The sequence below is a fragment of the Leucobacter sp. gxy201 genome, from assembly GCF_051043335.1.
In the GTDB taxonomy this organism is placed as follows: domain Bacteria; phylum Actinomycetota; class Actinomycetes; order Actinomycetales; family Microbacteriaceae; genus Leucobacter.
Genome location: NZ_JAMXWS010000003.1, coordinates 421,528 through 434,787, shown reverse-complemented (window position 1 = coordinate 434,787; position 13,260 = coordinate 421,528). Strand labels below are relative to the sequence as shown.

12 protein-coding genes are annotated in these 13,260 nt (G+C 68.3%); 8 read left to right on the top strand and 4 right to left on the bottom strand.

Annotated features, from left to right (window positions below; genetic code table 11):
- The first annotated feature begins 49 nt into the window (after window positions 1–49).
- Complete coding sequence (locus NHL51_RS07110; RefSeq protein WP_434142725.1) at window positions 50–706, top strand: TetR/AcrR family transcriptional regulator; 657 nt, start codon at window positions 50–52, stop codon at window positions 704–706.
- A 189-nt stretch (window positions 707–895) separates the two neighbouring features.
- Here the strand turns inward: NHL51_RS07110 and NHL51_RS07105 are convergent, their stop codons facing one another.
- Window positions 896–3,115: an NADP-dependent isocitrate dehydrogenase gene (locus NHL51_RS07105; protein WP_434142724.1), complete on the bottom strand. Its 2,220-nt coding sequence runs from the start codon at window positions 3,113–3,115 to the stop codon at window positions 896–898.
- Window positions 3,116–3,235: 120 nt separating this feature from the next.
- Between NHL51_RS07105 and bcp the strand changes: the two genes are divergently transcribed.
- A complete protein-coding gene (bcp, locus tag NHL51_RS07100) occupies window positions 3,236–3,718 on the top strand; it encodes a thioredoxin-dependent thiol peroxidase (RefSeq protein ID WP_434142723.1) in 483 nt (160 codons plus the stop codon).
- Window positions 3,719–3,728: 10 nt separating this feature from the next.
- Here the strand turns inward: bcp and NHL51_RS07095 are convergent, their stop codons facing one another.
- Window positions 3,729–4,139 carry a hypothetical protein gene (locus NHL51_RS07095; protein WP_434142722.1) on the bottom strand — a complete coding sequence of 137 codons (411 nt, stop codon included), beginning with the start codon at window positions 4,137–4,139 and terminating at the stop codon, window positions 3,729–3,731.
- Window positions 4,140–4,333: 194 nt separating this feature from the next.
- On the opposite strand from NHL51_RS07095, the gene NHL51_RS07090 reads away from it, so the two are divergent.
- Window positions 4,334–4,582, top strand: coding sequence for a WhiB family transcriptional regulator (locus NHL51_RS07090; RefSeq protein ID WP_010156721.1), 249 nt, complete (start codon window positions 4,334–4,336; stop codon window positions 4,580–4,582).
- A gap of 61 nt (window positions 4,583–4,643) precedes the next feature.
- On the opposite strand, the gene argG is transcribed toward NHL51_RS07090, so the two are convergent.
- Both argG and NHL51_RS07080 read right to left on the bottom strand, forming a co-directional pair.
- The gene (gene argG / locus NHL51_RS07085) at window positions 4,644–6,065 is read right to left on the bottom strand and encodes an argininosuccinate synthase (RefSeq protein WP_434142720.1); all 1,422 of its coding nucleotides are present in this window, start codon (window positions 6,063–6,065) and stop codon (window positions 4,644–4,646) included.
- A 10-nt stretch (window positions 6,066–6,075) separates the two neighbouring features.
- Window positions 6,076–7,683 carry a PucR family transcriptional regulator gene (locus NHL51_RS07080; protein WP_434142719.1) on the bottom strand — a complete coding sequence of 536 codons (1,608 nt, stop codon included), beginning with the start codon at window positions 7,681–7,683 and terminating at the stop codon, window positions 6,076–6,078.
- Window positions 7,684–7,798: 115 nt separating this feature from the next.
- On the opposite strand from NHL51_RS07080, the gene NHL51_RS07075 reads away from it, so the two are divergent.
- The 5 genes from NHL51_RS07075 (at window position 7,799) to speB (ending at window position 13,122) form a co-directional block, all read left to right on the top strand.
- Window positions 7,799–8,017 (top strand): hypothetical protein, encoded by a 219-nt coding sequence (locus NHL51_RS07075; RefSeq protein WP_434142718.1) that lies wholly within the window; start codon window positions 7,799–7,801, stop codon window positions 8,015–8,017.
- Window positions 8,018–8,056: 39 nt separating this feature from the next.
- Complete coding sequence (locus NHL51_RS07070) at window positions 8,057–9,487, top strand: purine-cytosine permease family protein (protein WP_434142717.1); 1,431 nt, start codon at window positions 8,057–8,059, stop codon at window positions 9,485–9,487.
- A 47-nt stretch (window positions 9,488–9,534) separates the two neighbouring features.
- The gene (locus tag NHL51_RS07065; RefSeq protein ID WP_434142715.1) at window positions 9,535–10,548 is read left to right on the top strand and encodes an alcohol dehydrogenase catalytic domain-containing protein; all 1,014 of its coding nucleotides are present in this window, start codon (window positions 9,535–9,537) and stop codon (window positions 10,546–10,548) included.
- A gap of 51 nt (window positions 10,549–10,599) precedes the next feature.
- Window positions 10,600–12,108 carry an aldehyde dehydrogenase family protein gene (locus tag NHL51_RS07060; RefSeq protein ID WP_434142714.1) on the top strand — a complete coding sequence of 503 codons (1,509 nt, stop codon included), beginning with the start codon at window positions 10,600–10,602 and terminating at the stop codon, window positions 12,106–12,108.
- A gap of 66 nt (window positions 12,109–12,174) precedes the next feature.
- Window positions 12,175–13,122, top strand: coding sequence for an agmatinase (speB, locus tag NHL51_RS07055; protein ID WP_434142713.1), 948 nt, complete (start codon window positions 12,175–12,177; stop codon window positions 13,120–13,122).
- Window positions 13,123–13,260 lie beyond the last annotated feature (138 nt).

Here is a 13,260-nt window from a genome sequence, read left to right as displayed (position 1 = left end):
CTTATTGATCATACGATCAACACCGACATCATCCTACACTGGAGGGATCATGTCAACAGCTCCTCCTCGCCCCCGCCGTCGCAAGAGCCCCGAGCAGCGTTCCGACGAGATCCACGCCGCCGCCTCCGATCTCGCACGCGAACAGGGGCTCGCCGCACTCACACTGCGCGCCGTCGCCGCACGGGCCGGCGTGGCGCCCGGCCTTGTCTCCCACTACGCGACAAGCATGGAAGAACTCGTGGCCCGCACGTTCAGCGCGCTCGTCGGCGCCGAGCTCGTCGAGGTCGAGGCCGAGGTCCGGGAGGCATCGGACGCCGCTGCGCGGCTCGCACGCATGATCGCCGCGGTGCTGCGGAACGACCACGACGACATCACCCTGGTATGGGTCGACGCCTGGTCCCTCGGCAGGAGCCTGCCGGCGCTCTCGGTCGCGATCGAGGAGCAGATGGACGCCTGGCAGGCGTGCATCACGCAGATCGTCACCGACGGGCGCGATGCGGGCGCCTTCCGCTTCGACGACGCCGCTGCGGTCTCCTGGCAGATCCTCGCAATGATCGACGGCATCTCGGCGCATGCGCTGACGCGCGGTACCGACGCCACGCTCTTCGCGGCGCGGCTCGCCCAGGCCTGCGAAACGCTCGTGGGCGCAACACCCGGTGCGATCAGCGACCGCCTCGACGGCGAAGCAGCCGCACCCCAGAGCTGAACCGCCGGGGCCGAAGCACCGGACCGAAGCACCGAGGCCGCCGGAGCACCGGGGTCGATGCAGCCCAGCCGCCGCGCCGCGCCGCATCGCCGCGCGGGCAGCACCTCCCCGGGGCCGCCCCGTGCGCGCAAGAAAAAGGGGGCGGCCGCAGCCGCCCCCTGACATAGCCGGCAGAACCGGCGAACGGGATTACGCGATCGCGTCGATGATGCCGTTCAGCGTCGCCGACGGGCGCATCGCCGCATTCACGAGCTCGGGCTGCGGCTTGTAGTAGCCGCCGAGCTCGACGCTCTCGCCCTGCACGGCGAGCAGCTCGGCGACGATGGCCTCCTCGTTCGAGGTGAGCTGCTCGGCGACGGGGCCGAAGAACGCGGCGAGCTCCGCATCGGCCGACTGCTGCGCGAGCTCCTGCGCCCAGTACTGAGCAAGGTAGTAGTGGCTGCCGCGGTTGTCGATCGTACCGAGCTTGCGACCCGGCGAGCGGTCGTTCTCGAGGAAGGTGCCGGTCGCCCGGTCGAGCGTGTCGGCGAGCACCTGGGCCTTCGGGTTGCCCGCGGTGGTCGCGTGGTGCTCGAGCGAGGCGGCCAGCGCGAAGAACTCGCCGAGCGAGTCCCAGCGCAGGTAGTCCTCCTCGACGAGCTGCTGCACGTGCTTCGGGGCCGACCCGCCGGCACCGGTCTCGAAGAGGCCGCCGCCCGCGAGCAGCGGGACGATCGAGAGCATCTTGGCGCTCGTGCCGACCTCGAGGATCGGGAAGAGGTCGGTGAGGTAGTCGCGCAGCACATTGCCGGTCACCGAAATGGTGTCGAGGCCGCGGCGCAGGCGTGCGAGCGTGTAGCGCGTCGCCTCCTCGGGCGCGAGGATGGCGATCTGCACGTCCGACGCGTCGAGGGTCGCGAGCGCCTGGTGCACCTTCGCGATGAGCTGGGCGTCGTGCGCGCGATTCACATCGAGCCAGAAGACCGCGGGCACGCCGGTCACGCGGGCGCGGGTGACGGCGAGCTTCACCCAGTCCATGGCGGCGATGTGCTTCGTCTGGGTCGCGCGCCAGATGTCGCCGGCGCCGACGGTGTGCTCGATGACGACGTCGCCGTCGCTGTCGACGAGCTGCACGGTGCCCGCCGAGGCGATCTCGAAGGTCTTGTCGTGGCTGCCGTACTCCTCGGCGGCCTGCGCCATGAGACCGACGTTCGGCACGGTCCCGATGGTGGCGGGGTCGAGCGGGCCGTTCGCGATGACATCCTCGATGACGGCCTGGTAGACGCCGGCGTACGACGAATCGGGGATGACCGCGATCGTGTCGTCCTCGCCGCCGTCGACGCCCCACAGCTTGCCGCCGTTGCGCACGAGCGCCGGCATCGATGCATCGACGATCACGTCGGAGGGCACGTGGAGGTTCGTGATGCCCTTGTCGCTGTTGACGTACGACAGGCGCGGGCCTGCGGCGATCGCCTCGGCGATCTCATCGGCGATGCCCTGACCGCCGGGGATGGCGTCGAGGCCCGCGAGGATGGCGCCGAGACCGTTGTTCGGGGTGATCCCTGCAGCCTCGAACGCGGCGCCGTGCTTCGCGAAGACCTCGGCGAAGTAGGCCTTGACGGCGTGGCCGAAGAGGATGGGGTCGCTGACCTTCATCATCGTCGCCTTGAGGTGCAGCGAGTAGAGCACGTTCTCGGCCTTGGCCTGCTCGAGCGTCTCCGCGAGGAAGGCGTCGAGGGCGGCGGCCGACATGAAAGTCGCGTCGATGATCTCGCGCGGCAGCACCTTCAGGTTGTCCTTGAGCACGGTGACGGTGCCGTCCTCCGCCGTGTGGCGGACGGTGAGCACGTCGTCATGAGCCGCGATCCACGACTTCTCGTTCGATTTGAAGTCGTCGTGGCCCATCGTCGCGACGCGGGTCTTCGATCCGGCGGCGAACGGCTTGTTCGTGTGCGGGTGCTTCTTCGCGTAGTTCTTCACCGACTGGGGCGCGCGGCGGTCGCTGTTGCCCTCGCGCAGCACCGGGTTCACGGCCGACCCCTTGATGCGGTCGTAGCGCGCGCGGATATCCTGCTCCTCGACGCCGCTCGGCTCATCGGGGTAGTCGGGAATGTCGTAGCCCTTCGACTGCAGCTCGGCGATCGCGGCCTTCAGCTGCGGGATCGAGGCCGAGATGTTCGGGAGCTTGATGATGTTCGCTTCGGGCTGCGTCGCGAGCGCTCCGAGCTCCGCCAATGCATCTCCCACCTGCTGCTCCGGCGTCAGCCGCTGCGGGAACGCGGCGAGGATGCGCCCCGAGAGCGAGATGTCGCGAGTTTCGAAGGCGATGTCCGCCGCGCGGGTGAACGCGTCGACGATCGGCAGGAGCGAGGCGGTGGCGAGAGCCGGTGCCTCATCGGTGTGGGTGTAAATGATGGTGGAGTCGGTCACAGCTGGTAGTTCTCCCGTTCGAAAGAGGGCATAAGGCCTCCAGCATCTTAGCCCACCAGCCTGAACTATCTCGATGTCGAGAGAAAACGCGCAGGGATCGCGGCCCATAGACTGGCGGGTATGAGCGAGCGCGTAATTCTCGAACCCGGTCAGACCGCACCGAACTTCTCCTTGCCCGACCAGTCGGGCGCCATCCGTTCCCTCTCGGACTATCGCGGCGAGCGAGTGATCCTCTTCGTCTACCCGGCTGCCATGACCCCCGGGTGCACGAAGGAGGCCTGCGACTTCCGCGACTCCCTCGAACCCCTGCAGGCGGCGGGCTTCGCGCTGCTCGGGCTGTCGCCCGACGAGGTCGAGAAGCAGGGCCGCTTCGCCGAGCGCGACGCCCTCGCCTATCCCCTGCTCAGCGACCCGGAGCACGGGACGCTGCTCGCGTACGGCGCGTACGGCGAGAAGAAGAACTACGGCCGCGTCTACGAGGGCGTCATCCGGTCGACGTTCGTCATCGATGCGGACGGCCGCATCGAGCACGCCCTGTACAACGTGAAGGCGACCGGCCACGCCGCCCGGGTGCTGAAGCTCGTGGGCGTCGGCGCGGCATAGCCGCGGCGCGTCAGTTCGGCACGGCGTCCGACTGCAGCAGCGGCTTCGCGAGGATGGCCGCGACGAAGCCGACGAGCGCCGCGCCCACCAGCGCGAAGCCGAACTGCCAGGAGCCGATCGCGAGCTGCAGACAGCCGGTGCCCGCGGCGAAGAGCAGCACGTGGATGGTGACCGCCGACCCCCGCACCCAGCTCGCCCGCGAACGCAGCGCGCCGATCAGGGTGATGAGCACCCACAGCAGCGAGCACACCGACATGACCCAGAGGCTCGCATTCTGCACGAGGAAATCGCGATCGCCGAACGTGGCGGCCCCCGTCAGATAGGTCACCCACACGAGCAGCAGCGTCTCGAGCGCGAGCAGCACGGTGAGCACGCCCCATGCGATGCGCGCACGATTACCGACGGCGGGTGACGAACTCATGACGAGCACCTTTCCAGAGAATTGCAAATTGACTATTGATTTGCCTTGATATCCATGAAACTATATATTTCGTCGAGTTTCGCGCACACCGACGTGAGCATTCTCAGCCACGTTTCAGGTAATTGACGGCGCGAGATCTAGGCCACCGGCCTCCAGTGTATTTCGCGTGCGTTCGCAGCATAGGAGGACACACGATGGATTGGCGCGAGCAGGCGGCTTGCCTCACGGTAGACCCGGAGCTCTTCTTCCCGGTCGGCAACACCGGCCCCGCCGTCGAGCAGATCGAGCGGGCGAAGTCGGTGTGCGCGCGGTGCACCGTCACCGAGATGTGTCTGCAGTACGCGATGGACACCGGTCAGGATTCGGGTGTCTGGGGCGGTCTCAGCGAGGACGAGCGCCGCGCCCTGAAGCGCCGCGCCGCACGTGCGCGCCGCGCCTCCTGACCACTGATCGGATGAAGAAGCCCCGGGCCGCGGCCCGGGGCTTCTTCGTTGCGTCACGAGGTCAGTCGGTGCCGGAGTCGAACGCCGCCGAGAGGCCGAGCTGATCGGCGTCGCCGTCGATGCCGCCGACCGCGTCGGCGATCTCCTCGGCGCCGCCGGCTTCGAGCTCGCCGACGAGCTCGGCGGTCGCGCCGCCGACGAGGCCGAGAGCCGCGTACTGCTCGAGGCGCTGCCGCGAGTCGGCGATGTCGAGGTTGCGCATGGTGAGCTGGCCGATGCGATCCTCGGGGCCGAAGGCCGCGCCCACCGTGCGCTCCATCGAGAGCTTCTCGGGGTGGTAGCTGAGGTTCGGGCCCTCGGTGTTCAGGATCGTGTAGTCGTCGCCGCGGCGCAGGCGCAGCGTGACCTCGCCGGTGACCGCCGAGCCGACCCAGCGCTGCAGCGCCTCGCGCAGCATGAGCGACTCGGGATCGAGCCAGCGGCCCTCGTACATGAGGCGACCGAGCTTGCGGCCGTCGTTGTGGTACGAGGCGAGCGTGTTCTCGTTGTGGATCGCGTTGACGAGGCGTTCGTAGGCGATGTGCAGCAGCGCCATGCCGGGAGCCTCGTAGATGCCGCGCGACTTCGCCTCGATGATGCGGTTCTCGATCTGGTCCGAGACGCCGAGGCCGTGACGGCCGCCGATCGCGTTGGCCTCGTAGACGAGGGCGACGGGGTCGGCGAACTCGACGCCGTTGATCGCGACGGGGCGGCCCGCCTCGAAGCGCACCGAGACCTCTTCGGTGGCGACCTCGACGTCGTCGCGCCAGGCGGCGACGCCCATGATCGGCTCGACGATGTCGAGACCGGCGTCGAGGAACTCGAGCTTCTTCGCCTCGTGGGTCGCACCCCAGATGTTCGCGTCCGTCGAGTAGGCCTTCTCGGTGGCGTCGCGGTACGGGTAGCCGTGGGCGACGAGCCACTCGCTCATCTCGTGGCGGCCGCCGAGCTCTTCGACGAACTGGCTGTCGAGCCACGGCTTGTAGATGCGCAGTGCGGGGTTCGCCATGAGGCCGTAGCGGTAGAAGCGCTCGATGTCGTTGCCCTTGTAGGTGGAGCCGTCGCCCCAGATATCGACGCCGTCCTCCTTCATCGCCCGCACGAGCAGCGTGCCGGTGACGGCGCGGCCGAGCGGAGTCGTATTGAAGTAGGTCTTGCCGCCCGAGCGCACGTTGAAGGCGCCGGTCTGCAGCGCGACGAAGCCTTCTTCCACGAGGGGGAGCTTCGCGTCGACGTGGCGGGCGAGCTCGGCGCCGTACTCCTTCGCGCGGCCGGCGACGCCGTCGATGTCGGGTTCGTCGTACTGACCGATATCGGCCGTGTACGTGCAGGGCACGGCGCCCTTTTCGCGCATCCAAGCGACGGCACATGAGGTATCGAGGCCACCGGAGAACGCAATGCCGACGCGCTCGCCGATCGGGAGGGAGGAAAGAACCTTAGACATGCCTTCTATCCTATGACGAGCCGGAGGCTCCCGTTTCCCCATTCGCATCGGCGAGCAGCGCGACATAGAGCCCGGTGCGGGTATCGGCGCTGCCGAGACTCGAGCCGATGACCGCCTCGATGCGATTCAGACGCGCGTAGACGCTCGGCCGGCTGAGGTAGACGGCGCGGGCGACTTCGGCGATATTGCCGTTCAGTTCGATGTAGGCGCGCAGGATGCGCAGGGTGTCATTGCCCTCTGCCTTCAGCTCCGCGAGGCTCTCGTCGACGAACGATCGGATGCGCGCCTCGTCGCGCATCGCGCGCAGCAGGCGCCGCAGGCGCACGTCGCCCACCGTGGCGTACGGCACGAGCCTCGGTTCGACGCCGATCGCGGCCTCCGCCACCGCCCGTGCCTCATCGACCCCTGCATCGATCGACGCCTGCAGCTCGGCAGCGCTCGGTCCGATGCCGACCGACCACTCCCCCGCGCTGAGTGCGCCGTCGGCGCCGAGATCCGCCGCGCGCGCGAGCGACTGCAGCACGTCCCGCGCCTCCTTCCCGGCCGGCACCCCGACGACGACCCCGATCGCGTCGGCCGAGAGCTCGCATGCGAGCAGCGGCACGCCGCGCTCTGCTGCCGCGCGGTACAGCGCGTCGAGCACCGGGCCGGAGCCCGCCGCCGCGTCCGCCGCGTGCGCGGGCGCGGCGGCCCGTACGACGGCGAGCGGAACGTACTCGGCCGCGGCGGCGATGCCACTCGCTTCCGCCCGCAAGCGCGCCGACGCCTCCGACATGAACCCGCTCACCCGCAGCTCCTCGAAGGCGCCGACCGGCGCGCGGAAGCGCACGTCGTACGACCGGCCGAGATTGGCGTAGCAGAGTTCGAGCACCTGGGCCGCGCGTTCGAGGATCGCCTGCGGCTGCGGCCCGGGGAGGCGCATGGGCACGACGAGACGTCCGACGGTCTCCTCGAGCTCCCGATAGTTCACTTGGAGCCAGTCGCCCGTTGTGATGCCGGCGGCGCTCGACACGCTCCGCGACCGATTCGCCCAGTTCTCGAGCAGCCGCTCCGTCTGCAGCCCGGCGGTCGCATACGCCACCACGCCGTGGTGCAGATCCTCGTAGACGACGGGGGCGAGCAGCAGCTCCGAGGTGCGCCGCAGAATCTCCGTCGGGCTCGCGCTCTCGACGCTCAACCGGTCGATCAGCCGCACGAGATCGGTCTCGGGGCCGTCGCCCCGATCGATCGAGAGCAGCACCCGGTGCACGGCCTCCGTCAGGTCGACGAAAGGAACGCGATCCCTGAGCAGGATCACCGGGAGGCCCGCCGACCCCGATGCCGCGCGCAGCACCAGCTTGGCGTGCTCGTCGCCGTGCAGCAGCGAGACCATCACTCCCGAGGCCCCGTTGCGCACGAGCCCCGCGAAGTACTCCGCGGCGGCTTCGGGAGACCCGGTGATGGCCTCGCCGGCAGTGAGGATCATCTCGCCGCCCTTCAGCAGCCCTGCGAGGTCGGTGCCGTCGGTCGTGTGCATCCACCGCACGGCGCCGTCGAGATACTTGCTGCCCCCGAGCAGCACCGGGCTCGTCGCCCGCACGGCAGGGATGGCGAGGATGTCGGAGACCGTCGCATGCATTTACACAGTGTAACGCAGCCGCTTACGGTTCGATACACGGCGCTTCTTGTCGCCCGTTTCGGGCCGGGCCGATACTGGTGCGAGTACTCCCGCACAACGAAGTTTGGACCCCGCAATGACCCTTCCGAATTCCGGCGACTACGCCCCTTCGGGCAGCATCAACATCGCCTTCGACAGCGAAGAAGAAGCCTTCCGCGTGCTGCGCGACGAGGTCTGCGCCGACTTCGCCCGGGGCGAGGGGACGCGCATCCCCGGCCAGCTCACCAAGATCGAATACGTCATCGCCGTCGCCGCGATCGTCGCCGCGTTCATCGGCATCCTCATCTGCCGTTAAGGCCCACCGACTCATCAGTTCCGTTCCAAAGGAGGAACCATGGACTTCGCACTCGAAGCCGAACGCGGGCGCGCTCCGCTCCCCGCACGTCTGAGACTCTGGGGCTTCTGGGAATACACCTGGGCCAACTCCGCCCTCGCTATCGCCACCTGGGGCTTCCTCATCGGCGGCTCGCTCGCCGGCATCGTCGGCGTGAAAGACGGCATCCTCGCCATCGTGCTCGGCAACGTCGTCGGCGTGCTGCTCACGAGCCTCGCCGTCTGCATCTCGTCGGGCAAGTACGGCGTCGAGCAGTACACGTTCCTGCGCAGCATCTTCGGCCCGAACGGCAGCCGCGTCATCTACATCCTCGCGATCGTGCTGCTCACCGTCGGCTGGCTCGTCGTGCTCGGCACCATGTTCGGCCGCTCGGTCGATTCCGCCGTCGCCGTCATCGGCGACCGCGCCCCCGAGCCCGGCGCCTGGTACATCCCGCTCATCACGATCGCAGCGATCGCCCTGACCGCGTTCATCGTGGCCAAGGGCCCGACCTCGATCAAGGTGTTCAACACCGTCGTCGCCCCCGCGCTCTTCATCGTCATGGGCGTCATGGTCTACCTCTACCTGCGCGACTACTCGGCGCTCGAGCTGTGGGAGCTGCCCGCGCTCGAGCAGCTCACGCCGTCGCAGTCGCTCAACTTCATGATCGCCGTCGAGATCAACATCGCCGCCGGCTTCTCGTGGTGGCCCTACATCGGCAATCTGTCGCGCATCACGAAGACCGAACGCATCGCGTTCTGGCCGAACCTCATCGGCATCTGCTTCGCCGCGTGCGTGGGCGAGGTCGTCGGCCTCGTCGGCGCGATCGTCTACGGCAATGCCGATCCGACCCACTGGATGACGAAGCTCGGCGGAGTCTGGCTGAGCGTCATCGTGCTGCTCTTCATCGCCTTCGCGAACGTGACCAGCATGGCGAACATCCTCTACACCGCGATCGCAGGCCTGCGCCAGGCCTTCCTGCGACACCTCGAGCGCTTCGGCTGGGAGAAGCTCACCTACATGTTCTGCGTCATTCCGGTGGTCGCGATGTTCGCGCTTCCGGGCCTGTACGACGGGTTCATCACCTTCATGGTGTGGACGGCGGCGCTCTACTCGGCGCTCTCGGGCATCATGATCGTCGACTACTTCTGGCTGCGTAAGAGCCACGTGCCGCTCGCCGACCTCTTCGACACGACGCCGAACTCCAGCTACTACTACTGGAAGGGCTTCAACCCGGCCGCGATCATCGCGCTCGTCGTCGGCGCCATCGCCTCGATCGCCACGTTCAACCCGCAGACGCTCGCACACGGGCTCTTCTTCGAGACGACGACCGCATCGGTCTTCTCCCTCGTCATCGCGGGCCTCGTCTACGCCCTCGTCAACCCGCTCTTCGTGAAGAAGCTCGGCTGGGGCGCGTACGACCGGCGGCCCATCGCCCACGCGGCCGCCTGAACCGCACCGGCACCCATTCACCACCACCTCCCGAAAGGACGCACGATATGCCCACGATGAAGGCCGCAGTGCTCACCCAGACCAGCGCTCCCCTCGAGTTCCTCGACATCGAGCGCCCCCAGCCCGGCCCCGGCCAGGTGCTCGTCAAGATCGAGGCGTGCGGCGTCTGCCACTCCGACGTGCACTACTGGAACGGCGAGGACGAGCTCCCCGAGGGCCGCCCGCAGCCCGTGCTCGGCCACGAAGGCGTCGGCACCATCGTCGAGCTCGGCGAAGGCGCCCGCGGCGAGATCGGCGACCGCGTCGGCATCGGCTTCGTGTACGAAACCTGCGGCGAATGCCGCGAATGCCGCACCGGCGGCGAGACCTACTGCCAGAACTCGCAGGCGACCGGCGTGCACGTCGACGGCTGCTTCGCCGAGTACATCGTGTCGGCCGACAACTGGGTGACGCCCATCGACGAACGCCTCGACTCGGCAGAGGCCGCGCCGCTGCTGTGCGCCGGCGTGACCGCGTTCAGCGCCGTCAGCAAGACCGGGCTCGGCCCGGGCAAGATCGGGGTGGTCTTCGGCCTCGGCGGCGTCGGCATGTACGCCCTGCAGTTCGCCGTGCTCACCGGCGCGAAGGTCATCGCCCTCGACTTCGACGAGGCGAAGCTCGAACAGGCGCGCGAGTACGGTGCGGAGCTCGCTCTGAAGCCGGGCGACGAGGCGACGGCCGAGATCCTCGCCCTCGGCGGCGCCGATGCCTGCCTCAGCTTCGCCCCCAGCCCGAAGGTGCTGAAGAACGAGATCGAGGTCGCTGCTCCCCGCGCCACGATCGTGCAGGTCGCACTGCCGCCGCAGGAGCTCTCGTTCTACGCCTGGGAGATCATCAACAAGGGCCTCAGGATCGTCGGCAGCGCCGACGGAACGCGCCTCGAGCGCGACACCGTGATCCGCCTCGCCGCCGAGGGCCGCGTGCAGTCGAAGGTGCTCCCTATCCCCTTCGCCGACATCAACGAGTCGATCATCGAGCTCGACGAGGGCCGCGCCCCGGGCCGCTACGTCGTCACGCTCTGACCGGCGTCACCGCATTCCCACCCGAACCAGCACAGCAGAGTGAGAACGAACATGTCTGAGAACATCGAACGCTACTTCGACCAGTACGGCCTGTCGCCCAAGACCCGCGCCTTCATCGCGAAGGAGCACGGCCTCTTCATCGGCGGCGAGTGGTCGGTGGGCCCCGAGCGCACCGATGTCATCGAGCCGTCGACGGGCGAGGTACTGACCACGCTCACCACCGGCACCGTCGACGACCTCGACCGCGCCGTCGCCGCCGCACGCCGGCAGTTCGACGAGGGCGAGTGGCCCCGCATGAAGCCGCTCGCCCGCGAGCAGCTGCTGCTGAAGCTCGCCGATGCGCTCGAGGCGAACCTCGACGAGTTCGCCGAAATCGAGTCGGTCGACGTCGGCAAGTCGCTGCAGGATGCGAAGGACATCGATATCCAGGGCACGGTCGACACCCTCCGCTACTTCGCGGGCTGGGCTTCGAAGATCGGCGGCCGCAGCGCCGAGGCGTCGAGCATGCCGGGCGAGTACCTCGCGTACACCCGCAAGGAGCCGGTCGGCGTCATCGGCGTCATCGTGCCCTGGAACTTCCCGCTGCAGACGCTCGCCTGGAAGCTGGGCGCGGCCCTCGCCGTCGGCTGCACGGTGGTCGTGAAGCCCGCCGAGCTCACCTCGCTGAGCGCCCTGCGCTTCGCCGAGCTCGCGCAGGAGGTCGGGATCCCCGACGGCGTCATCAACATCGTGACCGGCCGCGGCTCGGTCGTGGGCTCGGCGCTCGCCGCGCACAAGGACATCGACAAGATCACCTTCACCGGTTCGACCAAGACCGGCCTCGCCGTCGGTCACGCGGCGCTCGAGAACTGGACCCGCATGACCCTCGAGCTCGGCGGCAAGTCGCCCGTCATCGTCTATTCGGACGTCGACATCGAGCAGACGGTCGAGCGGGTCGCGCTCGGCATCTTCGCGAACAGCGGCCAGGTGTGCGACGCGGGATCGCGGGCGTACATCCACGAGTCGATCTACGACGAGTTCATCGAGAGGCTCGGGGCCCACGTCTCGTCTCTCGCAGTGAAGCCGGGCCTCGACCCCGACTGCTTCATGGGGCCGCTCGTCTCCGAGAACCAGATGCGCCAGGTCGTCGACTACATCGAGATCGGCATCGCCGAGGGCGCGCGGCTCGTCACCGGCGGGCCCGGGACCTCCGAGACGGGGTTCTTCGTGCAGCCGACCGTCTTCGCCGACTGCGACAACGACATGCGCATCGTGCGCGAGGAGATCTTCGGCCCGGTGCTCGTCTGCCAGAAGTTCTCGACCGAGGAGGAGGTCGTGAAGCTCGCGAACGACAGCGACTACGGTCTCGCCGCGACCATCTACTCCGAGAGCATCAACAACGTGCTGCGCGTCGCACCGCAGTTGAAGGCCGGCAGCGTGTACGTCAACGCGCAGAGCACCATCGACCCGGCGATGCCGTTCGGCGGATACAAGGCCTCGGGCTTCGGCCGCGACCTCGGCGCCGAGCAGCTCGACTTCGTGACCGAGACCAAGACCGTCTGGGTCACGATCGACGCATAGGACCGGGTGCCACGAGCACCCCAACTCGTACGGGCGCCCCGCGGCGCCGAAGAAAGGATTCACATCATGGTGGCACACAAGCCCGTCGGCCCGGTCGAAGCGACCGAGGTCCCCCGCTACGCCGGTCTCGGCACCTTCGCCCGGCTCCCCCAGGTGCACGAAGTACCCGACTACGACGTCGCCATCCTCGGCGTGCCGTACGACGGCGGCGTCTCGTTCCGTCCCGGCGCGCGCTTCGCGCCCGCCGCGATCCGCGAGGCCTCGCGCCTCTTGCGCCCCGGCTTCCACGTCGAACTCGACACCACGCCCGTCGAGAAGAAGCAGTTCGTCGACGCCGGCGACGTCGCCTGCACGCCCTACAACATCGGCAAAGCCGTCGAGCAGATCGAGGCCGCGGCCTCGAAGTTCGTCGGCACGGACAAGGTCGTGATCGCGCTCGGCGGCGACCACACCATCGCCCTGCCGATGCTGCGCGCGACCGCGAAGGTGCACGGCCCCGTGGCCCTGCTGCACTTCGACGCGCACCTCGACACCTGGGACACCTACTTCGGGGAGCCGATCACGCACGGCACCATGTTCCGCCGCGCGTTCGAGGAGGGCCTGCTGATCGAGGACAAGTCGATGCACATCGGCATCCGCGGCCCCGTGTACGATCAGGACGACTTCGTGCGCGATCACGAGTTCGGCTTCCAGATCATCCGATGCACGGACATCGACGAGATCGGCGTCCCGGCCGCGATCCAACGCGTGAAGGATCGCATCGGCGATACCCCCGTCTACGTCTCGATCGACATCGACGTGCTCGACCCGGCCTACGCCCCGGGCACCGGCACCCCCGAGATGGGCGGCCTGCACTCGCGCGAACTGCTGCGCCTCCTGCGCGGCCTGAACGGCCTGAACATCGTCGGCGCCGACGTCGTCGAGGTCGCACCGGCCTACGATCACGCCGACACGACCGCGCTCGCCGCGGCCACCCTGGTCTTCGACTACATGGCCCTGCTGACGCAGGACTGACCGAAACGCGCTACCAGCGCACGACAATGGGTCGCATATTGGGGTTTGCTCTTCACGGAGACCCCAATATGCGACCCATTGTTCTCGTTCTGCGGGCCGAGGCGGCACGCGCTGGGCGGCACGCGCCTCGGCGGGTCG

What these genes read in the sequence shown, in the direction of transcription:
- NHL51_RS07110 (WP_434142725.1), top strand. Translation starts at nt 50, where the DNA reads ATGTCAACAGCTCCTCCTCGCCCCCGCCGTCGCAAGAGCCCCGAGCAG.
- bcp (WP_434142723.1), top strand. Translation starts at nt 3,236, where the DNA reads ATGAGCGAGCGCGTAATTCTCGAACCCGGTCAGACCGCACCGAACTTC.
- NHL51_RS07095 (WP_434142722.1), bottom strand. Translation starts at nt 4,139, where the DNA reads ATGAGTTCGTCACCCGCCGTCGGTAATCGTGCGCGCATCGCATGGGGC.
- NHL51_RS07090 (WP_010156721.1), top strand. Translation starts at nt 4,334, where the DNA reads ATGGATTGGCGCGAGCAGGCGGCTTGCCTCACGGTAGACCCGGAGCTC.
- argG (WP_434142720.1), bottom strand. Translation starts at nt 6,065, where the DNA reads ATGTCTAAGGTTCTTTCCTCCCTCCCGATCGGCGAGCGCGTCGGCATT.
- NHL51_RS07080 (WP_434142719.1), bottom strand. Translation starts at nt 7,683, where the DNA reads ATGCATGCGACGGTCTCCGACATCCTCGCCATCCCTGCCGTGCGGGCG.
- NHL51_RS07075 (WP_434142718.1), top strand. Translation starts at nt 7,799, where the DNA reads ATGACCCTTCCGAATTCCGGCGACTACGCCCCTTCGGGCAGCATCAAC.
- NHL51_RS07070 (WP_434142717.1), top strand. Translation starts at nt 8,057, where the DNA reads ATGGACTTCGCACTCGAAGCCGAACGCGGGCGCGCTCCGCTCCCCGCA.
- NHL51_RS07065 (WP_434142715.1), top strand. Translation starts at nt 9,535, where the DNA reads ATGCCCACGATGAAGGCCGCAGTGCTCACCCAGACCAGCGCTCCCCTC.
- NHL51_RS07060 (WP_434142714.1), top strand. Translation starts at nt 10,600, where the DNA reads ATGTCTGAGAACATCGAACGCTACTTCGACCAGTACGGCCTGTCGCCC.
- speB (WP_434142713.1), top strand. Translation starts at nt 12,175, where the DNA reads ATGGTGGCACACAAGCCCGTCGGCCCGGTCGAAGCGACCGAGGTCCCC.